The sequence below is a fragment of the Ruminococcus sp. 1001713B170207_170306_F1 genome, from assembly GCF_015668065.1.
GTDB lineage: Bacteria > Bacillota > Clostridia > Lachnospirales > Lachnospiraceae > Blautia_A > Blautia_A faecis.
Window position 1 is genome coordinate 244,376 of record NZ_JADPEX010000002.1, and the last position, 24,921, is coordinate 269,296.

A 24,921-nucleotide genomic window follows, 5' to 3' on the forward strand; every position below is an offset into this window, starting at 1 on the left:
CGCTCAATATAGTGACGAATCAGAGCAAAAAAAATGCCGGCAACACCTGTGCTGTACGATATGAAACCACTGTGCTGCCTTATTGCTTTTATCCGGAAACAGCATATCCGGATGCTTTTTCAGCCATTCCATATCCTGTCCGGTATTGATAATCTCAAGGCCAGAAGGTTTATTCTGCTCTATCCATGCAATAAATGCCGGATATTCCAGATTACACCTTACAAGGACGCTCTGATCAATACCGGCTTTCTCGCATATCTCTCCAAGTACCAGGGAGTCTTTTCCCGCACTCCATGCATAGGCTGCCTTTTTCCCCTTGCATTTCTCTTTGATGTCTTTCACTGTCTTTTTCACAAGGGAATCCAGTTCTTTCTTTGGCACCGTCTCTTCAATGTGATCAAACGCATTCTTCCAGTCTTCATTATTTCGAACGGATTGTTTTCTACCGAGCATAGTGTCTCTCCTTTCCGGAAACAGCCAAGGCGATAAGTCCGCTCAACAGGACTGTCAGCAAGCTTCCCAGTGTTTTATATGGTCCACTATTCAAAACGCTGCCGTAGGCGAATACAGGAAGCCCTACAGCCAGTGCAGCAACCACACCTGTGATAATCCCTTTTGCATTCAGTCTTACCCCTTTCAGTGTCATGACTGTTGGAAGTAATGTTGACGCCCTCAGTGTGCCATAGAACAAAAACAGATGTGTCACTGTAATTCCCGGGATATTTGCAATCAGAATGCCGGCGATCAGAAGCACTGCCATTGCAGCTCTGGTCTTCCTGATGTCTTTTCCTCCTGCAATATCCGTCGTAAGCGAAGATACTGCGCACAGGTTGCTATCCACTGTAGACAGCAAACCGGAAACAATCATGAAAAGGAACGGCAATACTGCCCAGGACGGGAAAAAGTGGCGGATCAATTCAAAATTGATGATTCCAAGGTTCTGTGCCTGATATCCTGCACCGGCCCCCATAAATCCAAGAATTCCCATTGACAGTGGAACCACCGCAAAAAGAACTGCTCCAAGAAGAAACGCTCTTCCCAGCTTCTCTTTTTTTACTGCAAATACCCTCTGCCAGAAGCTCTGATCGCCAAACGGCCCGGATAAAAGTCCGATCGTTGTCGGAAGCCCAAAGGCTAAGAAAATCTCTACTCCTTTTCCAGAAAAGAGCATTGCACAGTCTCCTGATATACCGCTCAGGCCCTGTATAATGCCCTGTGTTCCTGTATTTCTTACTCCGAATATTACAAATAGGCTACATGCAACAAGCATGAATACCATTTGAATAGCATCTGTAAGCATAGATGCTTTGATTCCAGAAAACAGGGAGTATGAAATTGCTATGCAAGCAAGCAGAATAGTCATGGCTTTGAACGAAATTCCTGTTACTGCACTAAGAATCTGGCTTCCCGCAAGAAGCTGAACTCCTGTTGACAGAACAGACAGCCCGATCAGCTGAAAGAGGTAAACTCTTTTCACTCCATCGGATTTGTATTTTTCTTTCATGTAACCAGACAGTGTCATTCCTTCCGGCATTTCCTTTCGGATCCTCTTTGCAAAAGGAATAAATATCACAAGGCAAAGAGCATTCGGGACCAGAAACCAGAACAGACCAACCCAGCCGGTAGAATATGCTTTCTCAGTTGATACAAATAATGCCGGAGCCCAGATCCACGTTGCCGCAATGCTGAGAGCCGACATCAGCCAGTTTTCAGAACGACTTCCAACACAGAAGCGTTCCACATTTTTTTCTTTCTTTGTCAGGATCACTGTTGCCAGGATCATGATAACTGCATATACAAATAATATTGTTACTCCATTCATGCGTAATCTCCTCTAAAATATTTTAAAGGAGCATTCCCATCTTTCTATCCTTTCCTCCCTCCCAAGATTGCATTAAAAAAGCCACTGGTTTTTTCCCAGTGGCTCATGGCTTTTGATTAAAATTTTACTCGCATATCATACACCATTTTCGTTATTAAGTCAATGTTAAGTTAACAGATTCCGTTATTCTGATTTTATTAAAAAAACTTCAGACCGTCAATTCCGAAAAACAGCGAAGATAAGCGTTCTTTCGCAATTTTGATATCTTCGTAAACAGTGACCTTGCTGACCGAGAATTTTTTTGAAATTTCTGCAATTGTCATTGGCGTCTTTGATATGTAAAGGGCTTTAATAATCTTATAGCGTCTCTTATCTTTTTCCGATAATTTGCTACAATAGATACGGTATACATCAAGCATTTTGTCAATATGCTGTACCATGATAGCGGTTCTTTTGGCCGAAGTTTTGATACTCTCCACTATAACCTTATCATCTTTCATGGTCATGATGTCTTCCAGTACCTCTGTAACCTCCCCTTCCTTGGACTTATAGACGGCATTTTCGTAGCTCGCCTTTAAAGTTCTATAATTTCTAAGGAGCAAATCAGTGTTATGCAAACGACGATCAATCTTCTCCTTCTCGCTTTTTCTCTGTCCTACCATCATTGCATCAGACGCAACCTGTGCTCCGGCAAGAGCAGCCTGCTGAATCATTGCATCAATTTCCTCTTTTGTCAGTGCTACGAATTGTACTTTTTTCTCTGTATCCATGCCATACCTCACACATACTTCTTTCCTGTCGCAGGATCCTCGAAACGAATCCTGTCACAAAGTTTAAATCCAAATCCCCGGGCAAGTCTTTTAACCATCTTTACAAACATATCCGCGTCCGCATCTCTTGGCGTCCAATCCGATCGGAACACCTGCGTTTTATTCGCGGCGCAAATTGCATCATGAGCAGTCTTGTCCTTACATCCACTGGCATTATAAAGCGTTTTATCCATGTTATCCCTCCCTTAACTGCTGCATAAAATTCTTTTTATACTCTTCCCACTGATGATCTGTCATGCCGTGGCCAAGTGCATCTCTCGCATCATCCAGAGCCTGTATCGTCCCGCAGTCAGGACATATAGCTTTCCTGTCCACTCTGGACATAGCCGGCCGGCCTGAATACTTACGCTGGCATACAGGACATACCATTGATCCTTCCGGCACGTATTCTCCACACATCACGCATCTATCCTCCATTTCTACTCCTTCTCCGGTGATTCATCCAGAACATCAAAAATGCTCATCTGTCCGTCAATCTGTTCGTCTTCCTCTGCTTCGGAAATATGTATTCCAGGGATTCTTCCCCAGCATTCTGGTCCATACCCTCTTTTAATGCTCTCCGGGTCTGTCAGCTTCCTTCCGCATTTCTGGCATTTGCTGTACATCTTTCTCCTCCATTTTACCACACATCAGTTCGATAAGCCATTGTTCCTGTTTGATCAGATACTCATATTTCCATTGAAGTATAGCCTGATCCAGAGTGTGATCCGTTACATACAAGTGCATTTTTACCGAGGAAATTCTATCCCTAATTTCGTTAATCTGTTCTTGTATTCTCCCACAAAGAGCAACGTATGTAGATATTTCTCTTTCTTTTCTCACTCTTTCAATCGATACTATGCACCACAAAGTAAAAAGTACTACTATTGTTGCAGCTCCAGCAATATAAAATAATACTTCTATCATTCATTCACCTTCTTCCCCTTCTTCAAATTTGAATTCGACATTCTCACTGCTATCCACTCCAAGCTGTTTACATTTTGCCATTGTGGACGTTCCTCCGGAATGATATGTCCTGAACAAGAACAATTCCTGAAGTGAAACTCCGCTGTCTGTACCCTCAAAATAAATTCCGGTCATCTGTGTATTCGCACCGCCGTCAGCTGCTGCATAAATAACATGGCTTATAGCCTCCATGATCTTTTTACCATTCAATTCCACTCCATCCGCTTCCGGATCCTCTGTAATATCAAAATTGAATTCTTCCGGAGGATAACTCTGGTATTTGTTTTTAATTGCTCCTATCTTGATCATAACTACATTCTTGTCGGTTGCGCTGATGTCGATTTCTCCATCCGGAAGATTTTTGATCAAGTCAAAGGCTTTCATTGGAATAATAAAATAACTGCCTTCTGAGGCCTCTAATTTGACCTTCATTGTAATCTCGGAGTTGGAGGCGATTAAATACCCGTCCTTTACCAGAATCCCTCCCAGAGCCGGAAACTGGTCGTTCTTCTGCACAATACTTTTTAATTTATCAATAACTCTGGCGATCTCATACTTCTGTACTTTCATCTTCATTCCTTTCCCGGAGAACAATACCATCGAGGTACTTCACCACTCCGTTTGAATATTTGATCCTGTAAGGTTCCAGTTCTTCCCGGTTCATGTACTTGTGTCCGTAAATCTTCTTCATATCCCGAAATACCACCCACGGAACCCGGTAGAATTCTTTAAATTCCAGAGATACAACCAAAAAACACATTGCCCCAAGCTTCATATACCTTTCAAAGCACGCCTGCTGTTCAGTGGTTACTACGTCTCTGCTAATCTTATCTTTGTCCGTATGCTTTGCATCAAACAAGATCATGGTTGAATCCATGAGAATTCCTTTGAAATCAGGCTGAGCCTGTTTAGTGAAACAGCAGATGAACTGCCCTCTGTTCCTGTCCATTGCCTTCAGTACCTTAAATGCTTCCGGAGTTTTATCAACTGCTGCAATTCCTCTTTCTTCATAGAATCTGGATGCCGCAATTATCATTCCCTCAAAATGTTCCCCGTTAGATCTGCTCTGCAGACCTCTTATCGAACGCTTATAAGTATCCATTTTCTTCCGCTACCTTTATGAGTTTGTTTATTGTTACTGCTCCAATTCCCGGAATCTTATTCAGCTGAAGGAATGCGATAAACTCCTTTGCTCCCTCTCCGGTTTTTGGAACACTGGCTTTTCCACAATTGAAGCCCTCACTTCGTGCTTTTTCCACACGATCTTCCACATAATGCACAAGCTGTTCGTCTGTCTTCTTTCTCATTTCCACAGCTTTTTTATGAATAAGGTTTTCATCAGTTGTTCTTCTACAGCTTCTCTTTGCCATCTTCAATCTCCTTTTTATTTTCCAGGTCCGGCACCGGTATATTGTGACTAGTCAGCCATTTCGCAAAGCAGGAATGACACATATGGCCAAACGATGTCGCCTTGCCGCCCCTGACCGCTCTTGCTGTCAAGGTAACCATTCTGTCATAGGCCGCGGTCAGCCATTTCACCTTTTCAGTGGTCAGATCCTGTGATATGTAATCGTTCTTTGAGAAAAATGTTCTTAACTGAGCGCTCTTTTCTCCTTTTTTCAAATTCCGGATTGGATAGAATGTCACCATCAAAAGATCTTTTTCGATATCTTTGGTCGTTACAATATGTGTACCGGCAGCTCGTTCTGAAAACCTGACCATTTCGTCCGTAGCTTCCTCTCTCGGAATCTTCGCCAATTTTCTCTTTTCCATGCGACAGCCTCCTACAGAAGATCGAACAATGACATCTGGCCAGGCAGTTCGCTGCTTTTGGTACTGGTTTTTTCAGTTTTCCGCTGCTTGGAAGCAGCATCTTTTTTCACTGGCTTTTCAGAAATCTGAGGTTTATCTTTTGTTTCCTGTGATTTTTTCTCATTATCTGTGATTTTTTCGGTAGTTTTTGTTGGTGTAACCGGCTTTTTTGTTATCACAGGCTTTTTACCTTTTTCCTTTTTAACAGGTTCCGGTTTTTCATATTTGTGGTAATAATCCTCTGCCCATTCATATACAACCTGGTCTTCAACTGCAGCGGATCTGCCATTCGACTGCTTCCTGGCCTGCTCAACGATATAACTAAAGCACTTGTTCCAGGTCTTTCCCTCCTGCATCACATCTTCAGCAAGCCCCTGATCCTCTTCGCATCTTTTCATCAGGTAAGTAATGACCGGATCCGCAAAGTTCTTCTGTGTTGCCTTCTTCTTTTCTGCTTCCAGCTTTTCTCTGGCTTTCTGCTTTACCGGCTTTGCATTTTCAGCTTCTGCTGCTTCAACTTCTTCTTTTGTCGGAGCTGGAATCCCGGAAACAATATCAACAAGAGAGGCTTTTCCCATTGGAACTGTATCCTCTTCCTTTGATTCATCGTCTTCCTGGGCCTCTAATTTGCCCTCTGTCGGTTTCTCTTCCTGTTCCCCTATTGTTTCACTGTCTGCAACCGTTTCCGCCTCTAAACGGTCAGTATCAGCTTCAAGTTCCTGTTTTAACTGTTCTGACATTTGTAATCTCCTTTCTCGAAATCAAAATAAAAAGTAATCTTCCCAGGGTTGCGTTCTTCAATCGGAGTTATCCATGAACCGCACATTTCTTTAAATATCTGAATCTGCCGTCTACAGTTCCATTCTCCCCTGAAATAAAACGGTGTGTACCAGAATTCCTGTCCCGGCTTTTCAACCGGCATCAGTGGATCTCCGCACACCGGATTGGATATCGTATTTGCAACAGCCACCCAGCCTGCGCACCCAAGAAGCGAAAGCTGTATGTAACACATCTGGGCAACTACCCTGTCTATGTCATTGGCGGTGAACAAAACCCGTGTCTGATAATTTATCTTTTTTCTGTGGAATATGTTTGCCGCTGCTACAAGAGTTGCTCCTGCTCCACACGCCGGATCATTGACAGATATCCATTCCTGTTTTTCCAATGTCTGTACATTGTCATTGATTGTTATGCTTGCCATACATTCACAGACATTGTATGGTGTAAAAAACTGCCCTTTCCAGTGGTTCCCTAGCTCAAGGCTCATGTACAGTTTTCCAAGAAAGTCCTGATCTGGATTGCGTTCCAGTGCCTCAACCACAATCGCAAAGCATTTGGCCGGCTTCTCTACCCCGCCAAGGCGTTTGATGCACTCTGCATATTCTTTCTCTCTTGCAGTGTATCTCGGTTCCGTCTTATCAACCGAATTCGCCAGTGTGCAAGCCATTGCCGCCATTAGATCGGCCCACACCTGCCATGAACTCCGGCTGTAACACAGCTCTTGAAAGACTTTTATGAATTCTTTCTCTGTTCCCTGTATTTTCTCTATCTGCTCCATGCTGTCACCTCTTGAATCCGTGTTCCCGCATTAGCATATCTATATACTCTGGTGTCGCACGTTCTGGTTCTTCTGCTATCTGGTCCCGGTGCTGTTGTTCTATTGCCGCATTTTCGTGTGTGGTAAGCTGTGCAATATATTTATTTTTCGCTTCCAGAATACTCGGAGGAAGCTTTGCATCATTCGTCTTGCGCTCGATCAGGGTTGAATATATCTTGAAGAAATGCGCTCGGACAGCATCCTGGTTCTCATCAAGGCATATCTCCCGGAAGCCAAGCCGCTTTACCGCCTCTCTGACTATTGGTGTCAGGCTTTCCAGTGCCTCTTCCTGCCTGTAATATCCATACTGGCTGATGGCCTTCTGGACTTCTCCCCAGGCTTCTCCCTGGTCTTTGAGGTGTGGAACTGTGTATTCTGCACATTTCTCCCGTATCTCAGATATCTGCGGCGGGTATGTATGAGTGGCAAACAGTTCCATCAATGCTGTTTCGCAAAGCTTATAGTCCAGATCTCCAAGCATGCGGTACCACATTCTGATGCTGTATTGGTCTGGCATGACATTAAATGTTGGATAGGCACTTTTGATTGAAGCTCTGATAAAATCAAATTCTTGAGGTGTCACTTCAATCACCCATCCCTTCGCACCAGCCGGACGTTGCCTCCATATATTGATCCGTTGACATGTTCTTTGTAGCTGCAGGTGCTTGCGGTGTTCTGGATGCCGGCATTGAATTCTGTGAACGTTCTAACCAACCAGTGATAAATCTCTTGATTCCTCTCGGTGTCTTACGATTACGAGGGTGACTGTCAAGCCATGCCGCCATTGATCTAAACTCCTGTTCAACATCCAGTGCCGGAAACAGTTCTCTCAGTGAATTGAGATAATCAAATGTCACATCATAGTTTCCAGATCCTGTAATCAACGGAAGAGAAATGAATGTGTTCTGCTTGGAGTCTTTAAGCTCCAAGCTAATGTTTTTATTATCTTTCTCTTTATCTTTCTCTATCTCTTTCTCTATCTCTTTCTCTACGTCACCTATGCGTAACGGTTCCGTCACTTCAATGTCACATTGTGACGCTTTTTTATCTCTTAATCGTCGCATTCTCTCAGCACTAGCGCTCTCAGAACCTGTCATTTTAGCGCATTCTGACAGGGAATATTCGGTTTCGTCAATCAACTGCATGAGGTCCTGCTGGATCAAAAACATAACCGTCACTCTGACATTTTCAACTTCTTCATCCAGATCCAGAGCAAGCTCGTCATAGAATGTTGCTTCTACTCCCTCGAAGTAAAGTCTTCCATCCTGCTTCATTGCAACAAGAAGCATTTTCAGGTAAATAATTGTGTAGGTGTCTCCTCCGGCAATCTTCCGAAGTTTTTTGATGGCCTTCTGACGGAAAAATCCGTCAGGAAGCTTTAACCAATAATATCTTTTCGCCATAAGTTCCTCCGCTTAGTAGATTACTTTTGAGCCATCATCTGTTTTAATTACTGTCACAGCCTGGCCGAATCTCGCTTTCATGGCATCGTCATGAGTGATTGCCATAATCTTCACATCGGAATACCGATCACGAATCGTCTCAAGGGCATCTACATAAGCCTGTGCGCCCTCATCATCAAGGAATGGTGGTTCATCAATAAAGAGCATTCCAAGCTGTATTCCTGCCGCTGTTGCCTTGATCTCGGACAGTGCAAGGATAACGGCAAGAGAAGCTTTTACCTTCTCGCCTCCGCTCTTGGAAGCATATGGAAGAGTTGTCTTGCCATATTCGTTGATCAGAACATCCAGCGTTGCCTTGTCTCCGTCCTTTCCTTTGACGGTGCGCTCCATCACAAATTCCACTCCCATCGTTCCACCAGTCATCTGGCCGAGAATATTGTTCGTAGTATCTGTGATATGAGGAATGATGTTCCTGATGATCTGGTGCGGAACTCCGTCCTGTGAAAATGCCTGTTTCAAAGCCTCGTAGCAATCAGCTTTCTCAGCTGCAACAGCAATACCTTTATTCAAAAGAGCTATTTCAGAACGCATTGCCTCAACATCTTCAACTCTCTGTGTCAGTACGCCTTTTTGAATCTGCGCTTTTTCAAGAGTTTCTTTCGTAGATTTTAATCTTCTCTCAACTTCTTCAAGAGCTTCACTGCCTTCAATATCTTTTCTTAATTCTTCCAGTTTTATTTCCACTTCACGAAGATTGTTATGTAAAACAAGTTCGTTGGCATCTTCCTTGCTCCGTTCCTGATATAATTCAGTAAGTCTCTTATCAATATGCTGTTTTCTTTCTTCATACACCGGAAGTTCCTTTTCCTGGTCTGCAAAATGTGCTACCGAATTTCTTTTACATACAGCATCATCATGCTTAATAACGGAATCAGATAACGCAGCAACAATATCAGTTGCTTTCTGGGCCTTTATATTGAGCTCTAAGAGGATTTCTTCATACTGCCCTATCGTTTTACTGTTGGTGTTCTTTTCTGTCTCTAAACGGGCGATTTCAAGTTTCTTTTTCTCGGCATCCTTTTTCAAGTTTTCATATTTTACAAGTGCACGTGCTTTTCTTATCAAAAGTTCTAATCTTTCAGCATCATATCCGATAATACAAATTTCATCCTGTTTTTTGGATATTTCTTCGTCTCGTTTGATCCTCAATGCTGCTATTTCTTCCTCACATTTTTCCAGATGGTCTGCTTCTTCTGGTAAACTCTTTACATCATCGATTGCTTTTGCGAGAAACCTGCAGCTTGCTCTATCTATATCAGGGCAACCGGAATTCTTCATAAATTCCTCCTGCTGTCTTATCTCGGAAATTCTGTCCAAACGATATTTCCGCCTGTTCTCTGCTTCTGATATACGCTGAGAATACGTTGCTCTTATCTGTTGCAGTTCCTGCTCCGCAACAGAAGCCAGATGTCTTTTTTCCTGTAATTCCTCGCATTGCGTCCTCGCCTGAGCCAGCTCCGTCAGTTTTTCTTCCAAATTATCCGGAAGTTCTGCTTTAAGCTGTTCAATAAGATTCGCAATGTCGTTATTTCGACGCTTTGCATCGTTTATGATATTCTGGCAATTCTGGATGTCAGCATTATACCCAGCAAGATTTCTTTTTGCATTGTCATGATTAAGAACGTCTTTCTCCAGCTCTATAATCTGTTCGGACAAGACTATGTCTGAAATATATTTCGTCCATGCAAGATTTTCTTCATCTGCAGATAAACCAGGAAATTTTGCTCTGAACTCCTGTTTATCAAACCCTGGTATACAGGCAATATCTGCATATCTCGTTTTGATCACAAAAGGTTCTGTCACAACGCACACATTGTTGACATTCAGCAGCATTCTTTTGAGAACTCTGAACTGTCCGCTTCCATCATGATTCGGCGTTCCTCGCATTACAATCACATAACTTGCGAAGTGTGCCAGTGCTGTGATGATATTGGTCGCATGAATCATTTCATCAGAGTATCGTACTGGGCCAATCTGCTCCTGATGGAAGATATCACCGGAAATGCAAACGATGTCCGGTTTCTCTTTCTGAGCTACCTCAACCATATATTCAAGACATTTTATTGTGTCCTGTGAACGAAGATTTACCCCGTCCACTACAGGACCTTTGAACTGGCCAATATGCCAGTCAGCAGTATGAAGTATTTTCATTTGCTCATCTCCTTTACTGTTGCTTTCATCGCTGTGATCATGTTCTTCAATTCCGTTTCTAAAAGGGAAAAATTCTCCTCGCTAATTCCGCAGAATTCAACGCCATCATATCCCATCTTTTCTCCGATAAAGAGAATATTTCCAACAATGGGGCATCCATGTTTATCAAACTCGTAAAGATAACTTCCGATCAGATTTGCTTTGTTCGGCTTCAGTCTTCCCTCTTCATCAATCAGCATACTCACGCACTTCCCTGGTTCTTTAACAGGGCTGGATGGCATTTTCAGTTCTGTGTATAATCTCTTTGGCATTACATGTTCCACAAGGTCACAGCCATTTCCGATAAGTTCACACAGAGCTTTGTTATGTTCCCGGATGGTACCGGATGGAAATTCATGTACAGACATTTCCAATTCTGTTGATACCTTTATTATTTTCATCTGCGTCCGCCTCCTCTCTGGCATTTAATGCAAAGTGGCTCTCCAAATTTATTGATTGAATATTCATAAACTCTTTCATTTATGATCTCACCGCATCTGGAACACTGGAAATCTGCCGATCTATCTGGCTCCGGTTCAGGAACAACATCCGGCTCCTGCATTGGTGGATAGTCATTTTCGATTTCTGTATCCGAAGCATATGCCGGATTATCCAGATCGGCAGGATCAAATGTATTGTTCTCCGTATCGAAATCAACTCTTTTGATGCCGATCTGCGGCGTTCCGAACATATTGTTTACAGAATTCATTCCCTGTGTCAGCATTGCCTGTCTGACCTGCGGATCCGAGAAATCCGGTGAAAAGATAACCGTAGGAATAGCAAAATTTCTCTGGAGTTCTGCTCTTGTATATGTCCCCTTTACGCCAAGCAATGCTCTAATGACACGAAGCTTTGCTCCAGTCATTGCTTTTTCAGCCCAGGTCTTTTTCAGAAGTGCCATGTTTACCATAATGGAACGTTCAATATATCGTTCCCGATCCTCTTTGGCAATCACAAATGCCTGGCATTTCTTTCCCCATTTATTCTTTGATTCCACCCACTGGCCTGCATAAATCTCAGCAGCTGCCTTTGCCTGTTTTTCGTCAACAATACCTTTGGCAGCTTTGTCGGAAAACTCAATGCGGTATTTATCTTCCTCGTCCTCGAGGCAGATTACTTTCTGATCTGTTTCGGTTCTGGCTGTTCCATCGGCTTTCCGCATGGCACCCTGTGCCTGCGCCCGGTATGTGACCCGGTCGATACGCTCGCCATATGTTTCCTTTGGATTGAACTGGATTCCGGCCGCCATTGCCATCTTATTCAATAATGGCTTTGACAGGGAGTACACATCTTCCCAGATGTCTTTTCCTCTCTCATCCTGCTTACCTGTATTAACTGAACCAACCTTGAAAATATCTCCGCTGTTCTCACCCAGATCGACTGGAACCTCTTCTACATGGAATTTGTAGAATGGATTGAGCTGCACGTCCGTTGCTGTAGGAACCAGCAGATTGTAATTTTTGTATGCCGTGATAACTTCCGGCAAGCTTCCTAAAACATCTTTCATCTACTTGATAACCTCCTATTTTTGTGATAAAATGACGATGACTTTAAAAACAAAGGGTCGATAACCTGTTTTTAAAAGTTCTGACTGGTCTTGGATAGGATCGTGGGTGCCGTCTACACTCCGCTTTCCCCTTATTATCCAAGACCTTTTTAATGTTCATCACCTCCTATAAACCAATTCAGAAACCCAAACAGTGCGATGCCGAATATTCCAACAAAAACTATTTCTGAGCCAATTTCATAGCTTCCTCTTTCAAGATAAAGCTTATTTGAAAGCATATTGTAAAGAATCGTGCTTGCCAGGACTGGAAGTGCATACTTCAAAACTCTTGCAATAAAAAGGATTCTCTTTCTCACTTTCTCTTTCTTTTTGCGGATGTAGTATTTCTCATATTCTGCCTCATTGAATTCTCGCACCACGGACAGATATACCCTTGTTTTGGAATCTTCTGTGATATACTTATATTCCATGTCTTTGCACATATCTGGCACCTTGCATACATTCATTTCCTTGCCTCCTTGTCAATGAGAATCAATTCCTTTGCGATAACGCTCTGCAATGCCATTCTGTCCATTTCGTGCCAGCTGATCGGCACCGAGCTGTTATCCATTGCATTCAGGATCCGCTCTGCGGCCTGATGATATTTTTCAAGATCTTTTGGTGTTAACATCTTTCCCTCCTATACCGCCAGGCGAAGCTGGCCATTCCTTTCTTCTTTCACCATCTTTTCAACAAATGCAGTTGCTTTTTCTTTTCTTTCCATTTCGATCAGGTGTTCTTCGTGGCAACTGCACTGTTCTCCCGGATCCAGATACGCTCCGCAATCCGGGCAGATTCTATAAAAAGCCATCGTATCCACTCCTTTCATTCAATCATATATAATTTGTTAAATGCCTTTTTGGGGATTTTCCCTGACGGATACCCCTTGGCAAGCTGTCCATCGGCTATCAGGTCCGATCTAAGGGAACGTATCATGCGATATGCCGTATCCCTGCTCACACCCATCATTTCTCTGACCTCAGCGGCTGTATAGTAAGAACGTTCCGCAGATGTAAGTTTTTTGATTACACCGTTTGCATTTTTCATACCAAGCACCTCATTCCAGATTTCTCTCAACCCAATTTTTCAGATTCTGCGTGATCTCATTTACTTCGTCCAATGTCTGAATGATTTTTTTCAGTTCCGGTTTTTCCTCTTCTGAGATAATTCCGTCTGCCGTAATATCAAGAAGTGATTCCTTTGCCTCGTTTATCTTCTTTAAAGAAGAAAGCATTCTCAGGCTGATTCTATCCAGTCCTGCATTCTCTATCTTCGGCATGTTCTTTCCAAGCGGGCACATCTCCCGGCAATAATTTCCTTTCAATTCCGGTGCCTTATAGCAGTCAGCCATCAGAAGAACCTCCTCCTGATATGGTATCGTGCTCCCAAGTTCGATTCTGGCTAGCCTTGTACGATCAATTCCTATTTCTTCCGCAGCACCTTCTCTGCTGCTCAGACGCTCATTTGACTTTGCCGCCTCATATCGTGCCTGGCAAAACATATTAGCCGCTGCTTTCGTAGCAAATTTCGACATTTTTCTCTCCTTCTATAAGCTGTATAATCAAGTTATGGTAATTAAATTGTGTACTCTGTATCGATATCCAGAGCCTTGCTGATTTTTTCAGCAAGCGCAGGTGCATACATTCTTCCATTTATGGTGGTTGTCACGTAGTTCCTGCACATCCCAACTTCACCGCACAATTCCGTGACAGACATATCTCTGTCGATTAAGGTTTTCTTTACTTCTTTGCACCATGGCGACAGTTTTCGCTTCAAAATATCACCTCCGTTTTCAACAAATGTTTATTACATTTGTTGTTTACATTTGTTTGCGATTGCATTAAAATAATCAGAAAGGAGTTATCATGGATAATTGGATTGATAATCTCAGAAGAATTGGGCTTAAACGTTATGGTGACGAAAACCGCCGGATTCTTTCTGAATTATTAAGAAACGGTATTCCTGCCGGAAACACTGTTATGTCGGAAGCATCTGCTGAGGCTCTTATCATTGCTGTGGCGGCCATGATTGAAGAAAACAACAAAGCATTGCTCTCCGATTTATCATCGATGTAACTCTCTCTTTTTTTGTTTTGCATTAAACATTTGTTTATTACATTTTTAATAATAATAGCATATTTGCTAGTTGTCAATACTTTTTTCGCATATTTGCTAAATTGGAGGTTTTTTATCATTATGTCTTTGGTTTCTCGAATCAAGAATCTTTCAAAAGAAAAAGACTTGAATTTAAAGCTTTTGGAAGAACAGGCAGGTTTTGGTAATGGAACTATCCGTAGATGGGATAGTAGCCCTCCCTCCGCGGATAAGCTTCTAAAAATAGCACATTTGCTAAATACATCCTGTGAATTTTTACTTACAGGAATAGAACAAGAATACCGCTGCTCTGAATTTGAATCGGAAGTTCTTTCTTTATTTAGATCACTTCCGCATGATGCGCAGTTGGAATTTCGAGGTGAATTGAAGGGGTACATAAAATGTTTAAAACGACAGGAAGAAGATGCTGCCGAGCCTCTTAAGAAAGCAAAATAATAAGCTTCGAGTGGTACCGAAGCAAAAGAGGGGAATGACTATGAAAAAGAAAATGATTGCACTTACCTGCTCATTGATTTTTGCCAATACTATCCCTGTATTCGCAGCATCCGATTATGGCATTAATATCGATCAAAAATACGTTTCTGGAGATGCTTCCCAATTATCCGATGCAATTTCCGAGTCATTGAATGATATGGGTGTTAAAAAAGTTTCCTCTTATGATTTAGAGAAAAAAGAAGATTCTCAAACAGTTGCACAAGTCATTTTATCAGCAGATGGCGTAGCCATGGAGGCGGTCTGCTACTATACAAAAGACAATACTTGGAGTTGCTCTTCTATAACGAATATCCACAGTAGTAGTGATGATCTGATTTATTATTGGGTCAATCCGGTTTCCGCTGATGCAACCGCGTTTGAAATTAAAGACTACAAAACAGGGGAATATAAGCCAGAAGGAGCTGCCAAAGAACTGCTTTCACAATATGAGAATCAGGAAAAATGGTTTTCACCGGAAGATTTTAAATTATACGATAAAAATGACGCTCCTATTGAGATACCTGATTCAGAAGATCATATAATGGCCTCTGCTTATCCTGATAGCAAAACATTTCGTGGCATAAAAATTGGTGATACAATTTCGAATTTATTTTCAGCGTATGATTCCAAATATTTTTCAGTACAGGTAGGCTATGATGACACCACCGCTACCGACGCTCAAAAGAAACTGGTTGAGATGTACAATGTCCAGATTGAAGCTGCTGATCCAGAGGATATCGAAAGTACTATTTCTTCTATTGACAGTAGCGCAGTATCCGTAGTCGTACTATTTGAAGGTGCTGAATTTTGTGGAAAAATAATTCCAAAGCCAGAACTGAATTCAGACAAGTGGGTTTCATATAAGGTATCGGAAGATATAGGTTTCATAATTGATAACGATAAGATTTCTGATATTGTAATCCAACGCGGTGACAGATATTAATAAGAGGAATAGTTTTTATGACAATTGGTGAACGAATAAAAGAATTGCGGGCTGAGGCTGATCTGCGTCAGTCCGAACTTGGAAAAGCAATAGGTTTTTCTGGCCAAGTAGTATCGAATGTCGAAAGAGGTTACTCTTTTCCGTCAACAGAATTTGTTAATCGCAGTGCTGCATGCTTCGGTGTGCCAGCAGATTACATTCTTGGCCGGACTACTTCAAGATATGCTGTTGCGGATCCGAAAGAAGTTTCCGCAGTGCAGGCAAGAATAAAAGCCCGTTTGGCTCAGTTGCAGATGAGCCTTCCGGATCTGATCAAAAATTCAACGCTGACAGAGGAAGCCTGCTGCGACATTCTGGCCGGAAAGACTATTCCGGGAATAGATGCCACTGCAAGCCTGTCAAAAGCCCTCGACACCTCTATGGATTACCTTGTGGGTAATTCTGAATACAGCTGTGCCATTGCTTCAGAAGACGAACAGGACATTATCCTGCGGTACCGTCAGTTATCCAAGAAGGGAAAGCGTATCTTTTTGGGAATGATGGAGAACATGGAAGAAGAAAAAACAGAATAGTATATTTAACTGGGGAACCGTTGGGGTGTTATGTCAGCCGCCGGACACTTTGGTGAAAGGAGGCTGGTGCTGATGGTTACATATGGTGATTTATTTACTTTTGTAATTATGCTTTGTGCAGTTGTAACTCTTGTTATCAATTTAATGCATAAAAAATAGCGCCCTCGTCCTGGTAAGATAAGGCGCTATTTTTAGCTATTGTTTTATCCGGCGGTCAGGTGTACGCTGACCAACGGTTCTCTTGTTAAGTACATTATATCTATATTCAACATTTTTGTCAAACATTTGTTGATTACATTTGTTTGACACATTTGTTTAATAATGGAGGATTCAGATGCCGGCTTATAAGTATTTTACCAAAGATGGAAAGACAAAATGGTATGCCAACTTCTACTATGATGATTGGCTTGGCAAGCGTCAGCATAAATGCAAAAGGGGTTTTTCTACCAAAAAAGAGGCTATAGAATGGGAACGTGACTTTCTGGCACAGGGAGCCAAGGATCCAGATATCCTGTTTTCTGCTCTGATCAAGAATTATATGTCAGACTGCGGCTCCCGGCTGAAGCTGACCACTTTGGAAAACAAGCAGTATCTGATAGACATGAAACTGCTGCCATTCTTTAAAGATATGAAGATCGGTGACATTACTCCGATCGTGATCCATCGGTGGCAAGATGCCATGATTAATTACAGGGATGAAAAAGGAAATCCTTATTCTCAGACGTATCTGAAGACCATCAATAACCAGATGTCTGCTATCATGAATTATGCCGTCAAATATTACAAACTCCGAAGCAATCCATGCCTTGCAGCTGGTGCGATCGGGAAAAGCAGTGCAGATGAAATGAACATCTGGACCAGAGAGCAATTTGACTACTTCCTTACCTTTGAAAAGAAAAGTGCGTACCGGATGGCGTTCAGCCTCATGTTCTATGGAGGACTCCGATCTGCAGAAGTTCTGGCTATTACTCCGGCGGATATCCTGCCGGACTGCTCCATATCAATTAACAAGAACTTTGTGGTTATAAAAGGCGAGCAATACTTCCAGACACCCAAAACCGAAAAGAGCAAACGTGTCGTGAACATTCCGCAATCTCTTTATAAAGAGCTTCAGGATTATGTTGCCAGCATGGCTATAGAACCAGATGAGCGTATCTTCTATTTTCAGAAATCCGGTATGCGGTCAGAATTTAAACGTGCAACTGCCAGATCTGGTCTTCCGGAGATCAGGATCCATGATCTTCGCCATTCCCACGCAAGTATGCTGATTGACATGAAGTTTTCTATCAAAGAGATTTCGGACCGGCTTGGACATGAATCACCGGAAACAACCTGGAAAGTTTATGCTCATTTGTATCCAGGAAAAGACAGGAAGCTTGCTGACGCTCTCAACGAAGTAAGAGCCACAAATGATAATGCAGAAGATAAAAACGTATGAAACGTACAGTATCATATAATAACAAAAAATCCCCAAAAATAAGACACTTTCTCCCCATTAACATCACCGTAGCATCACGGACAAAAATAAAATCCCGGAAACCCTTGTAAATAAAGGATTTCTGGGGTTTTGCTCATTATTCAAACTCAATCGTTCCCGGTGGCTTACTGGTCAGATCGTAGAATACGCGGTTAACTCCCTTAACTTCATTAATAACACGATTCATAACCCTGTTCAGTACTTCATACGGAATCTCTGCGGACTCTGCTGTCATAAAGTCAATCGTCTTCACTGCTCGAAGTGCCACAGCATAATCGTATGTTCTGAAATCGCCCATAACGCCTACGCTTCGCATATTGGTAAGAGCTGCAAAGTACTGGTTCGGCATCCAGGATGGTTCTTTGCCATTCTCAACTTTATAAGCTTCTGCTGCCTTATCAATTTCTTCACGGTAAATGAAATCAGCATCCTGCACAATGCGAACTTTCTCTTCAGTAACTTCGCCGATAATACGGATTCCAAGTCCCGGTCCCGGAAATGGCTGACGGAATACCAGCTTCTCTGGAATTCCAAGCTCCAGTCCTGCTTTGCGGACTTCATCTTTGAAGAGGTCACGAAGCGGCTCAATAATCTCCTTGAAGTCTACGAAATCAGGAAGTCCGCCTACATTGTGATGAGACTTGATCACTGCAGACTCTCCGCCAAGACCACTCTCTACCACATCTGGATAGATGGTTCCCTGTGCAAGAAAATCAACAGCACCGATCTTCTTAGCCTCTTCTTCAAAGATACGGATAAATTCCTCACCAATGATCTTACGCTTCGCTTCCGGCTCAGTAACTCCTGCAAGTTTATCATAATATCTCTGCTGTGCATTCACACGGATAAAATTCAGGTCAAACTGTCCATTAGGACCAAATACACCCTCAACCTCATCGCCCTCGTCTTTACGAAGAAGGCCATGATCTACAAACACACATGTCAGCTGCTTGCCAATAGCTCTGGAAAGAAGTCCTGCTGCTACAGAAGAATCAACACCGCCAGACAGTGCCAGAAGGACTTTGCCGTCGCCCACTTTCTCACGGATTTCTTTAATTGTATGCTCAACAAATGCATCCATCTTCCAGTCTCCGGCACATTCGCATACACCAAGTACGAAATTGGATAACATCTTCTTTCCTTCTACTGTATGGAGAACTTCCGGATGAAACTGGATCGCATACAGTTTCTTCTCCGCATTCTCGGCTGTAGCCACTGGACAGTCTGCTGTATGTGCAGAAATCTCAAATCCTGGTGCTGCTTGGGAGATATAGTCTGTATGGCTCATCCAGACAATTGTTTTCTCTGATACTCCTTCAAAAATTCTAGAATCTTTTTTGTCAACCAGCAACTCTGTTTTGCCGTATTCACTTACATCTGCTTTCTCAACTTTACCGCCGAGAACATGCATCATAAGCTGTGCACCGTAGCAAAGCCCAAGCACCGGAATACCAAGTTCGAATAATTCTTTCTGGTAAGTCGGTGAATCAGCTTCGTAACAACTGTTCGGTCCACCGGTAAGAATGATTCCCTTTGGATTCATGGCTTTGATCTTCTCAAGATCGGTCTTGTAAGAATAGATTTCACAATATACATTACATTCTCTGACACGTCTTGCAACCAGCTGATTGTACTGACCACCAAAATCAATTACAATAACTAATTCTTTCTTCAAGGTTTTCCTCCTGTTTTTCCCTATAAATTCTCATTGGAATCGTTACTGTTCACACTGGAAAATCTCCGGTAAACAATAACCTTGAATCTTCTTTCCATTATAAATGAGTATTACAACTTTTACAACGACTAATTTTCTTAGCTGAATAAAATTTTCAATATATCGTAGATAGATTTTATCACCATGAAATTAAGTTTGAATGCACAGCTTTTTCATACTGTATATTCCTATGCCGGTCACTTCAGGTGCGTTCCAGTTTATAAGTTCTTTAGATTTTCCTCATATATTTTTCAATTTGTTCTCACAGATTCATCACAAATTCCGCGTATATTAATAAACAAATAAAGCGAAAGCTTTTTTACATAGATTATAAATATACTTTTTCTTTTTCATACTTGCCGGGCCAAAAGGTCCGGCCCTCCTTCTTTTTAGGAGAATTTTCGGAAGTTGCTTACGTCGGAGAATTCGAATTTGATTATAAATTTAACATAAAAAATCCCGGTCTTTAGAAAAGAACTGTCTTGATATTTCTTTTCTGACCGGGATTTTTATAATTCAGGTTCACTCTTCTTTTAACGAAAAAACACTGAGCCACAATAAAGTGTAGCCCAGTGTTTTTTCTTATAACTCATCAAGCCCATAATCTTCAAATTGGAGAGTTTCTTTATCCAATTTTAAAGCTGATCCGGTTTCTCAACTGTATAAACACTCTGATCCTGGATTGCCGTTGCTCCAGACATATCTGCTGTGTCGCTGTAGGAACCAGTTATAATGGTGTACTCGCTGTCGCCCTGTACATACACAGTTTCGTCTGTACCCTGAATTGTTACAGTTTTTCCATTACTATCTACAATTGTTCCCTCATTTTCCAGAGATGAGACAGTACTGTCGCCAGTTACAGTCCAGGTGGAATCTGCGCTTACATAAACGTTGCAGTATCCCTCTCCACCTTCGCCTGCATAACTCTCATCATCTACAACTGCACCTGTCAAGCTGCTGCCATCTGTGAGATAAAAATCCAGATCACTGATAGAATCCCAGATCACATTTCCTTGCATATCCTGACTAATACCGGTAAAGTGGCAGTCAGCTCCGTTTGCCCCGGCCTGTCCCCAGCCTCTCTGGTTGGTGTTACCTGTGCACTGCAGGAAAAATTCATTGTCATCGTTATAGTTAATATCCACGTTATTTAAAGTAATCGTACTCTCTGTATTGGTTGTATAAAACACACCGCCGTTCTCAGAAGTCAGGCTGCCTCCATCCATTTGAAAAGTACTGTTGCCGACCTCAGAATCACCAGACATGCTCTGGTAAAGGATTACAGTCCAAGTATTATCATTCTGATCCAGATCACTCATATTTCCTGTCAAGTCACAATCATAAAGGTGAATAGAATTCAGACCTTCGATACAAACAGCCTCTGAACCATTTGCTGTAAGGCTGGCATTGCTTACTGCAATGTCTGCTGTACTGTAAATAGCAGGAGAACCAACGCCGTTGGAAACATAATTTCCACCATCGATCACCATTGTTCCGCCGCCTCTGTCACTTCGGATTGCAGCAGAAGACTCACCGTTTGTCTCTACATCCAAGTCCCATCCGTAAAGAGCCCCACCGCCAGCTACATGAACACCACCAGAAGTATCCTGAGTCGTTTTCACAGTTGTACCAGAAGCATATACAGTTCCATCACCATATGCAAAAAGCCCTGCACCACCTGCTGCATCTGTAATCACGCTGCCATCTTTCACATAAGCAGTACCATCTGTTGCCAGAACAGCAGCTCCTACACCATAGAAGCTGGAATTGTCTCCGCCCTTGCTGTCCTCGGAAGTTCTAGTAATAGTATCATTATCAAGAGTAACACTTGCACCTGAAGAAATCAATGCTGCATTCTCGTCAGTTCCTGTTGACTCAATTGTCTCATTTGATACAGTTGTATCTTCTATATACTCATTTACCGCAGTATAACTGTCCACACCTTGAGACTGTCCACCAGGGCCTCCCTGTCCTGGAGCGCCTTGTCCATCACCGCCAGGCTGACCCTGACCATCCATTTCCATGGACATTACAGTAATGGAAGCAGCATTTTCATCCTCATCTAAAGTAATAGAAACGATATCGCCCTCCTGAATGTCAGAAAGTGAAATCTCCTCAGCCTCTGCGGACTGTCCGTTACCGTCTGGTTTTTCCGGCTCTTCTCCGTCCTGGCTATCTGTATTCTCACTTTCCTGGTTATCGTCAGCTGCGTCCTGACTGTCACTTGCTCCATCAGAAGAATCAGAACTCTGCCCATCACCTTCCGGCTTCTCTGGCGCACCGCCATTCTGTCCATCTCCGCCAGGCTGCATACCGCCTGCCTGCTTTGTGATCACTGTATCCGCAGTAATTGTAATCGTCTGCTCCTCGCCAGTCAGATCCAACATAGAAGGCGCCTCACCACCCTGGCCATTTTCATCCGGTGCTCCACCATTCTGGCCATCTCCACCAGGCTGACCCATCTCTTTCATAGTCCCAACCGCAATGGTAATCTCCGAATCAGAAACCGACTTAACCTCACCAAGTACCACATTCTCCTGACTCTCATCACCATTCTCATCCGAAGCATCCGCCTCACCACTTTCATCATTCGCCGCATCCGCAGCCGTCTCCGTCTTACTATCCTCCGCATAAACCATAGCCGGAACAGAAGTTGTTGCTACCATAATTCCCATTAAAACAGCTAAATATCTACGTTTCATACCCATTCATTTCCTTTCTATATTCATTCAACCCTTCCGAAGTCCTCATTCTCTCCATCTGGATCATTTTGTTTTGTGTTCCTTATGGCTAATAATATACAGACCAAATGTGTGCAATTAATGGGAAAACTGTGTTCATTCCATGGTCAACCTGGTAAGAAACTGTGAACTCCCCCAAAAGAATATGCCGCAACAACCAAATTTAGGCGAAATATACTCCACTCAAAGAATACACATAACAGAAATGATTTTTGACAGAACTCAAGAAGAAAGCTAACTAAAAATATACAAAAGAATAGAATATAGTAAACACGAAAGTCTCCCCAAAAGGAATCAGCCAACGTTTCCTACCAGTACACAACGCTAAGCAAACGTAATTACCATCCGCCTCTCTTCCCAGGCGCTGCGTCACTCCTTCCCTCCTCAACTACTCCCACCCGCAGCCGCCGTCCTGTTTTTTCCCTTGCCAGTACACAGTGAGAGGAAGGGGATGCCGGCTGGGGGCTTTGCCAAAATGGGCGTTTGACGAGTATAGCGTGAGGGAGAATTGCACTGTCTGAGCCCTGCAAGGGCGAGTTTGCAATTCTCCCTGACAATAGGCGACGCAGTCAAACGCCCATTTTGGCATCGCTCCCAGCCGGCATCCCCTTCCTCTCACGTCCCCCACCCGAAAAAAAACAGGGCGCCATCACGCACCCTGCTTCATCCTCTTAATAACTTTTAATCGCGTAAATTCCTCACGCTCTTTCTCCTCCAAAGCATTGGAAATATCTTTAGTCAGAGCCTCAAACTTCGGAATCGTAATATTCTTCAGCGCATTCGCTCTCTTCTGCGTCTTCTTAATATTGCTAGCCAGTCGAATCGCTGAATTCTCGATCATAGACAGCTTAATGGAAAGCACCTTCACCCTCTCAAAAGCCGCCTTCGCCTCATCCAGAGACATCTTCGTACTATAATAAGCATATGTCGGCACATTTCCCGACTTATCATATTCCACCAACGGAATCTCCGTACCCATAACACTACGTGTCTTAATACGGATGGAATCCTCCACCGGCACCGTATGGGAAATCTGATCCACAAACGCGATACCCATCTCCATATTCGCTTTCTGCAAAGCCTCATACGCAGTTCGGAACGTCTCATCAATCTGTCCCTGGATATCCTTCGCCTGATCAACCAGATTCATCATCTCACGAATCAGAATATTACGCTTCTTATCCATCAGTTCATAACCCTGACGGGAAAGAGCAAGTGAATTTTTAGCCAGAATTAAATTACCCTTGGTAGGAAAGGTATTCGGATCCATTCAAGTCACCTCACTCTTTATTTGGTAGTCTCGTGATAATACTGATCCAGAATCTTGGTATCAATACGGTCAAGCTCATCCTTCGGAAGCATACCAAGAAGCTCCCAGCCCTTATTCAGAGTATCGATAATACTTCTGTTCTCTGTATCTGTCTGACCGACAAACTCAGCCTCAAATGCCTTACCAAACTGCAGATACTTCTTATCCAGAGGAGAAAGCTCATCCTCACCAATAACAGAAGCAAGGGCTCTCGCATCTCCAACCTTTGCATAACAGGAAAACAGCTGGTTGGCAACGTCCTGATGGTCCGCTCTTGTGAAGCCCTCACCAATACCATCCTTCATCAGACGGGAAAGAGACGGCAGAACATTGATTGGCGGGTAAATACCCTGTCCATGAAGCTGTCTGTCCAGAACAATCTGACCCTCAGTAATGTAACCGGTAAGGTCAGGAATCGGATGGGTAATATCATCATTAGGCATGGTCAGAATCGGGATCTGTGTAACAGAACCTGTACCACCGGAAACAATACCTGCACGCTCATATAAAGTAGCAAGCTCACTGTAAAGATATCCAGGATAACCTTTACGGGAAGGAATCTCACCTTTGGAAGAAGAAACCTCACGCATTGCCTCACAGAAAGAAGTGATATCTGTAAGAATAACCAGAATATGCATACCTTTTTCAAAAGCAAGATACTCTGCTGCAGTCAGGGCGATCTTCGGAGTCAGAAGACGCTCAACAGTAGGGTCATTTGCCAGGTTCAGGAACATAACAACGTGATCGGAAGCACCGCTCTCCTCAAAGGTTCTGCGGAAAAACTCTGCAACATCATACTTAACACCCATTGCAGCAAACACAATGGCGAAATTCTCATCAGAATCAGCGCCCAGAGAAGCCTGACGCACGATCTGTGCAGCCAGCTTATCATGAGGAAGACCGTTTCCAGAGAAAATCGGAAGCTTCTGTCCACGGATCAGGGTGGTCAGACCATCAATTGCGGAAATACCGGTATTGATGTAGTTACGCGGATACTCACGGGTAACCGGGTTCAGTGGCAGTCCATTGATGTTCAGGCTGACCTCCGGTGTGATCTCACCAAGACCATCGATAGGCTGTCCAATACCGTTAAAGGTACGTCCCAGGATTTCCGGGGAAAGCCCGATTTCCATAGGATGACCACTAAGACGTGTATGAGTGTTTCCAAGGGACATATTATCTGTACCCTCGAAAACCTGAATTACTGCTTTATCTTCGTATATTTCAATGATACGGCCAAGCTTTTCGGTACCGTCATCCATACGGAAGGAGACGATTTCCTCATAGGAAGCGTTTTTAACGCCTTCCAGAACTACAAGAGGGCCGTTTATTTCACTAAGGCCTAAATATTCGATTGCCATAAAAAACTTAC

At 43.0% G+C, this 24,921-nt stretch carries 33 protein-coding genes; 5 read left to right on the top strand and 28 right to left on the bottom strand.

What is annotated here, in order from left to right; translation table 11 throughout:
- Positions 1-3: 3 nt before the first annotated feature.
- The 24 genes from I4V84_RS02890 to I4V84_RS03005 form a co-directional block, all read right to left on the bottom strand.
- The gene (locus tag I4V84_RS02890; RefSeq protein WP_195991194.1) at positions 4-453 is read right to left on the bottom strand and encodes a hypothetical protein; all 450 of its coding nucleotides are present in this window, start codon (positions 451-453) and stop codon (positions 4-6) included.
- Positions 443-1,822, bottom strand: coding sequence for a hypothetical protein (locus I4V84_RS02895; RefSeq protein ID WP_195991195.1), 1,380 nt, complete (start codon positions 1,820-1,822; stop codon positions 443-445). The genes I4V84_RS02890 and I4V84_RS02895 overlap by 11 nt, the downstream gene beginning before the upstream one ends.
- A 197-nt stretch (positions 1,823-2,019) precedes the next feature.
- Positions 2,020-2,592 carry a helix-turn-helix domain-containing protein gene (locus I4V84_RS02900; protein WP_021652429.1) on the bottom strand — a complete coding sequence of 191 codons (573 nt, stop codon included), beginning with the start codon at positions 2,590-2,592 and terminating at the stop codon, positions 2,020-2,022.
- Positions 2,593-2,600: 8 nt separating this feature from the next.
- The gene (locus I4V84_RS02905; protein WP_118438002.1) at positions 2,601-2,825 is read right to left on the bottom strand and encodes a hypothetical protein; all 225 of its coding nucleotides are present in this window, start codon (positions 2,823-2,825) and stop codon (positions 2,601-2,603) included.
- 1 nt (position 2,826) lies between these two features.
- Complete coding sequence (locus I4V84_RS02910) at positions 2,827-3,069, bottom strand: hypothetical protein (RefSeq protein WP_195991196.1); 243 nt, start codon at positions 3,067-3,069, stop codon at positions 2,827-2,829.
- Between the two features lie 2 nt (positions 3,070-3,071).
- Positions 3,072-3,257 carry a DUF6011 domain-containing protein gene (locus tag I4V84_RS02915; RefSeq protein WP_195991197.1) on the bottom strand — a complete coding sequence of 62 codons (186 nt, stop codon included), beginning with the start codon at positions 3,255-3,257 and terminating at the stop codon, positions 3,072-3,074.
- Positions 3,202-3,558 carry a hypothetical protein gene (locus tag I4V84_RS02920; RefSeq protein ID WP_195991198.1) on the bottom strand — a complete coding sequence of 119 codons (357 nt, stop codon included), beginning with the start codon at positions 3,556-3,558 and terminating at the stop codon, positions 3,202-3,204. Before I4V84_RS02920 ends, I4V84_RS02915 begins: the two co-directional genes overlap by 56 nt.
- A complete protein-coding gene (locus I4V84_RS02925) occupies positions 3,559-4,167 on the bottom strand; it encodes a hypothetical protein (RefSeq protein WP_195991199.1) in 609 nt (202 codons plus the stop codon).
- Positions 4,148-4,699 (bottom strand): Holliday junction resolvase RecU, encoded by a 552-nt coding sequence (locus tag I4V84_RS02930; protein ID WP_151189990.1) that lies wholly within the window; start codon positions 4,697-4,699, stop codon positions 4,148-4,150. Before I4V84_RS02930 ends, I4V84_RS02925 begins: the two co-directional genes overlap by 20 nt.
- The gene (locus tag I4V84_RS02935; RefSeq protein ID WP_021652407.1) at positions 4,686-4,967 is read right to left on the bottom strand and encodes a hypothetical protein; all 282 of its coding nucleotides are present in this window, start codon (positions 4,965-4,967) and stop codon (positions 4,686-4,688) included. The genes I4V84_RS02930 and I4V84_RS02935 overlap by 14 nt, the downstream gene beginning before the upstream one ends.
- Entirely contained in the window at positions 4,948-5,370 is a 423-nt protein-coding gene (locus I4V84_RS02940) for a hypothetical protein (protein ID WP_195991200.1), read from the bottom strand. Before I4V84_RS02940 ends, I4V84_RS02935 begins: the two co-directional genes overlap by 20 nt.
- Before the next feature lie 11 nt (positions 5,371-5,381).
- The gene (locus I4V84_RS02945; RefSeq protein WP_195991201.1) at positions 5,382-6,149 is read right to left on the bottom strand and encodes a Cas9 inhibitor AcrIIA9 family protein; all 768 of its coding nucleotides are present in this window, start codon (positions 6,147-6,149) and stop codon (positions 5,382-5,384) included.
- A complete protein-coding gene (locus I4V84_RS02950) occupies positions 6,134-6,967 on the bottom strand; it encodes an N-6 DNA methylase (RefSeq protein ID WP_021652401.1) in 834 nt (277 codons plus the stop codon). The genes I4V84_RS02945 and I4V84_RS02950 overlap by 16 nt, the downstream gene beginning before the upstream one ends.
- Positions 6,968-6,971: 4 nt before the next feature.
- A complete protein-coding gene (locus I4V84_RS02955; protein WP_046438193.1) occupies positions 6,972-7,598 on the bottom strand; it encodes a replicative helicase loader/inhibitor in 627 nt (208 codons plus the stop codon).
- A complete protein-coding gene (locus I4V84_RS02960) occupies positions 7,591-8,409 on the bottom strand; it encodes a phage replisome organizer N-terminal domain-containing protein (protein WP_195991202.1) in 819 nt (272 codons plus the stop codon). The genes I4V84_RS02955 and I4V84_RS02960 overlap by 8 nt, the downstream gene beginning before the upstream one ends.
- A 12-nt stretch (positions 8,410-8,421) precedes the next feature.
- Positions 8,422-10,620 (bottom strand): metallophosphoesterase, encoded by a 2,199-nt coding sequence (locus I4V84_RS02965; protein WP_195991203.1) that lies wholly within the window; start codon positions 10,618-10,620, stop codon positions 8,422-8,424.
- Positions 10,617-11,060 carry a hypothetical protein gene (locus tag I4V84_RS02970; RefSeq protein ID WP_195991204.1) on the bottom strand — a complete coding sequence of 148 codons (444 nt, stop codon included), beginning with the start codon at positions 11,058-11,060 and terminating at the stop codon, positions 10,617-10,619. Before I4V84_RS02970 ends, I4V84_RS02965 begins: the two co-directional genes overlap by 4 nt.
- Entirely contained in the window at positions 11,057-12,166 is a 1,110-nt protein-coding gene (locus I4V84_RS02975) for a hypothetical protein (RefSeq protein ID WP_195991205.1), read from the bottom strand. The genes I4V84_RS02970 and I4V84_RS02975 overlap by 4 nt, the downstream gene beginning before the upstream one ends.
- A 149-nt stretch (positions 12,167-12,315) precedes the next feature.
- Complete coding sequence (locus I4V84_RS02980; RefSeq protein WP_195991206.1) at positions 12,316-12,672, bottom strand: hypothetical protein; 357 nt, start codon at positions 12,670-12,672, stop codon at positions 12,316-12,318.
- The gene (locus I4V84_RS02985) at positions 12,669-12,836 is read right to left on the bottom strand and encodes a hypothetical protein (RefSeq protein WP_172704718.1); all 168 of its coding nucleotides are present in this window, start codon (positions 12,834-12,836) and stop codon (positions 12,669-12,671) included. Before I4V84_RS02985 ends, I4V84_RS02980 begins: the two co-directional genes overlap by 4 nt.
- Positions 12,837-12,845: 9 nt before the next feature.
- Positions 12,846-13,016, bottom strand: a complete 171-nt coding sequence (locus I4V84_RS02990) for a hypothetical protein (protein WP_158565307.1) — start codon at positions 13,014-13,016, stop codon at positions 12,846-12,848.
- Between the two features lie 14 nt (positions 13,017-13,030).
- Positions 13,031-13,252 carry a helix-turn-helix domain-containing protein gene (locus tag I4V84_RS02995; protein WP_055055853.1) on the bottom strand — a complete coding sequence of 74 codons (222 nt, stop codon included), beginning with the start codon at positions 13,250-13,252 and terminating at the stop codon, positions 13,031-13,033.
- A gap of 10 nt (positions 13,253-13,262) precedes the next feature.
- Positions 13,263-13,739 carry a transcriptional regulator gene (locus tag I4V84_RS03000; RefSeq protein WP_055222078.1) on the bottom strand — a complete coding sequence of 159 codons (477 nt, stop codon included), beginning with the start codon at positions 13,737-13,739 and terminating at the stop codon, positions 13,263-13,265.
- A 41-nt stretch (positions 13,740-13,780) separates the two neighbouring features.
- Positions 13,781-13,981: a helix-turn-helix transcriptional regulator gene (locus I4V84_RS03005; protein ID WP_021652391.1), complete on the bottom strand. Its 201-nt coding sequence runs from the start codon at positions 13,979-13,981 to the stop codon at positions 13,781-13,783.
- 89 nt (positions 13,982-14,070) lie between these two features.
- On the opposite strand from I4V84_RS03005, the gene I4V84_RS03010 reads away from it, so the two are divergent.
- The 5 genes from I4V84_RS03010 to I4V84_RS03030 all read left to right on the top strand — a co-directional run bounded on the left by I4V84_RS03010 (position 14,071) and on the right by I4V84_RS03030 (position 17,746).
- Entirely contained in the window at positions 14,071-14,280 is a 210-nt protein-coding gene (locus tag I4V84_RS03010) for a hypothetical protein (RefSeq protein ID WP_055222080.1), read from the top strand.
- A gap of 120 nt (positions 14,281-14,400) precedes the next feature.
- Positions 14,401-14,754 carry a helix-turn-helix domain-containing protein gene (locus I4V84_RS03015; protein ID WP_117628360.1) on the top strand — a complete coding sequence of 118 codons (354 nt, stop codon included), beginning with the start codon at positions 14,401-14,403 and terminating at the stop codon, positions 14,752-14,754.
- Positions 14,755-14,794: 40 nt separating this feature from the next.
- Positions 14,795-15,736, top strand: a complete 942-nt coding sequence (locus tag I4V84_RS03020; RefSeq protein WP_195991207.1) for a hypothetical protein — start codon at positions 14,795-14,797, stop codon at positions 15,734-15,736.
- 17 nt (positions 15,737-15,753) lie between these two features.
- The gene (locus tag I4V84_RS03025) at positions 15,754-16,308 is read left to right on the top strand and encodes a helix-turn-helix transcriptional regulator (protein WP_021652387.1); all 555 of its coding nucleotides are present in this window, start codon (positions 15,754-15,756) and stop codon (positions 16,306-16,308) included.
- A 334-nt stretch (positions 16,309-16,642) separates the two neighbouring features.
- Entirely contained in the window at positions 16,643-17,746 is a 1,104-nt protein-coding gene (locus I4V84_RS03030; protein ID WP_195991208.1) for a site-specific integrase, read from the top strand.
- A 136-nt stretch (positions 17,747-17,882) separates the two neighbouring features.
- On the opposite strand, the gene guaA is transcribed toward I4V84_RS03030, so the two are convergent.
- From guaA to I4V84_RS03050, 4 genes are all read right to left on the bottom strand, one after another.
- A complete protein-coding gene (guaA, locus tag I4V84_RS03035; protein WP_118579374.1) occupies positions 17,883-19,460 on the bottom strand; it encodes a glutamine-hydrolyzing GMP synthase in 1,578 nt (525 codons plus the stop codon).
- Positions 19,461-20,134: 674 nt separating this feature from the next.
- Positions 20,135-22,201 carry a hypothetical protein gene (locus I4V84_RS03040; RefSeq protein WP_195991209.1) on the bottom strand — a complete coding sequence of 689 codons (2,067 nt, stop codon included), beginning with the start codon at positions 22,199-22,201 and terminating at the stop codon, positions 20,135-20,137.
- 688 nt (positions 22,202-22,889) lie between these two features.
- On the bottom strand, positions 22,890-23,510 hold the full coding sequence (locus I4V84_RS03045) for a V-type ATP synthase subunit D (protein WP_195991210.1): 621 nt from the start codon (positions 23,508-23,510) through the stop codon (positions 22,890-22,892).
- 17 nt (positions 23,511-23,527) lie between these two features.
- Positions 23,528-24,910, bottom strand: a complete 1,383-nt coding sequence (locus I4V84_RS03050) for a V-type ATP synthase subunit B (protein ID WP_118579365.1) — start codon at positions 24,908-24,910, stop codon at positions 23,528-23,530.
- Positions 24,911-24,921: the final 11 nt, after the last annotated feature.

Bases quoted from the DNA above. Each gene is read 5' to 3' on its own strand.
- I4V84_RS02890 (WP_195991194.1), bottom strand. From the start codon at position 453: ATGCTCGGTAGAAAACAATCCGTTCGAAATAATGAAGACTGGAAGAAT.
- I4V84_RS02895 (WP_195991195.1), bottom strand. From the start codon at position 1,822: ATGAATGGAGTAACAATATTATTTGTATATGCAGTTATCATGATCCTG.
- I4V84_RS02900 (WP_021652429.1), bottom strand. From the start codon at position 2,592: ATGGATACAGAGAAAAAAGTACAATTCGTAGCACTGACAAAAGAGGAA.
- I4V84_RS02905 (WP_118438002.1), bottom strand. From the start codon at position 2,825: ATGGATAAAACGCTTTATAATGCCAGTGGATGTAAGGACAAGACTGCT.
- I4V84_RS02910 (WP_195991196.1), bottom strand. From the start codon at position 3,069: ATGGAGGATAGATGCGTGATGTGTGGAGAATACGTGCCGGAAGGATCA.
- I4V84_RS02915 (WP_195991197.1), bottom strand. From the start codon at position 3,257: ATGTACAGCAAATGCCAGAAATGCGGAAGGAAGCTGACAGACCCGGAG.
- I4V84_RS02920 (WP_195991198.1), bottom strand. From the start codon at position 3,558: ATGATAGAAGTATTATTTTATATTGCTGGAGCTGCAACAATAGTAGTA.
- I4V84_RS02925 (WP_195991199.1), bottom strand. From the start codon at position 4,167: ATGAAAGTACAGAAGTATGAGATCGCCAGAGTTATTGATAAATTAAAA.
- I4V84_RS02930 (WP_151189990.1), bottom strand. From the start codon at position 4,699: ATGGATACTTATAAGCGTTCGATAAGAGGTCTGCAGAGCAGATCTAAC.
- I4V84_RS02935 (WP_021652407.1), bottom strand. From the start codon at position 4,967: ATGGCAAAGAGAAGCTGTAGAAGAACAACTGATGAAAACCTTATTCAT.
- I4V84_RS02940 (WP_195991200.1), bottom strand. From the start codon at position 5,370: ATGGAAAAGAGAAAATTGGCGAAGATTCCGAGAGAGGAAGCTACGGAC.
- I4V84_RS02945 (WP_195991201.1), bottom strand. From the start codon at position 6,149: ATGTCAGAACAGTTAAAACAGGAACTTGAAGCTGATACTGACCGTTTA.
- I4V84_RS02950 (WP_021652401.1), bottom strand. From the start codon at position 6,967: ATGGAGCAGATAGAGAAAATACAGGGAACAGAGAAAGAATTCATAAAA.
- I4V84_RS02960 (WP_195991202.1), bottom strand. From the start codon at position 8,409: ATGGCGAAAAGATATTATTGGTTAAAGCTTCCTGACGGATTTTTCCGT.
- I4V84_RS02965 (WP_195991203.1), bottom strand. From the start codon at position 10,620: ATGAAAATACTTCATACTGCTGACTGGCATATTGGCCAGTTCAAAGGT.
- I4V84_RS02970 (WP_195991204.1), bottom strand. From the start codon at position 11,060: ATGAAAATAATAAAGGTATCAACAGAATTGGAAATGTCTGTACATGAA.
- I4V84_RS02975 (WP_195991205.1), bottom strand. From the start codon at position 12,166: ATGAAAGATGTTTTAGGAAGCTTGCCGGAAGTTATCACGGCATACAAA.
- I4V84_RS02980 (WP_195991206.1), bottom strand. From the start codon at position 12,672: ATGAATGTATGCAAGGTGCCAGATATGTGCAAAGACATGGAATATAAG.
- I4V84_RS02985 (WP_172704718.1), bottom strand. From the start codon at position 12,836: ATGTTAACACCAAAAGATCTTGAAAAATATCATCAGGCCGCAGAGCGG.
- I4V84_RS02990 (WP_158565307.1), bottom strand. From the start codon at position 13,016: ATGGCTTTTTATAGAATCTGCCCGGATTGCGGAGCGTATCTGGATCCG.
- I4V84_RS02995 (WP_055055853.1), bottom strand. From the start codon at position 13,252: ATGAAAAATGCAAACGGTGTAATCAAAAAACTTACATCTGCGGAACGT.
- I4V84_RS03000 (WP_055222078.1), bottom strand. From the start codon at position 13,739: ATGTCGAAATTTGCTACGAAAGCAGCGGCTAATATGTTTTGCCAGGCA.
- I4V84_RS03010 (WP_055222080.1), top strand. From the start codon at position 14,071: ATGGATAATTGGATTGATAATCTCAGAAGAATTGGGCTTAAACGTTAT.
- I4V84_RS03015 (WP_117628360.1), top strand. From the start codon at position 14,401: ATGTCTTTGGTTTCTCGAATCAAGAATCTTTCAAAAGAAAAAGACTTG.
- I4V84_RS03020 (WP_195991207.1), top strand. From the start codon at position 14,795: ATGAAAAAGAAAATGATTGCACTTACCTGCTCATTGATTTTTGCCAAT.
- I4V84_RS03025 (WP_021652387.1), top strand. From the start codon at position 15,754: ATGACAATTGGTGAACGAATAAAAGAATTGCGGGCTGAGGCTGATCTG.
- I4V84_RS03030 (WP_195991208.1), top strand. From the start codon at position 16,643: ATGCCGGCTTATAAGTATTTTACCAAAGATGGAAAGACAAAATGGTAT.
- I4V84_RS03040 (WP_195991209.1), bottom strand. From the start codon at position 22,201: ATGAAACGTAGATATTTAGCTGTTTTAATGGGAATTATGGTAGCAACA.
- I4V84_RS03045 (WP_195991210.1), bottom strand. From the start codon at position 23,510: ATGGATCCGAATACCTTTCCTACCAAGGGTAATTTAATTCTGGCTAAA.
- I4V84_RS03050 (WP_118579365.1), bottom strand. From the start codon at position 24,910: ATGGCAATCGAATATTTAGGCCTTAGTGAAATAAACGGCCCTCTTGTA.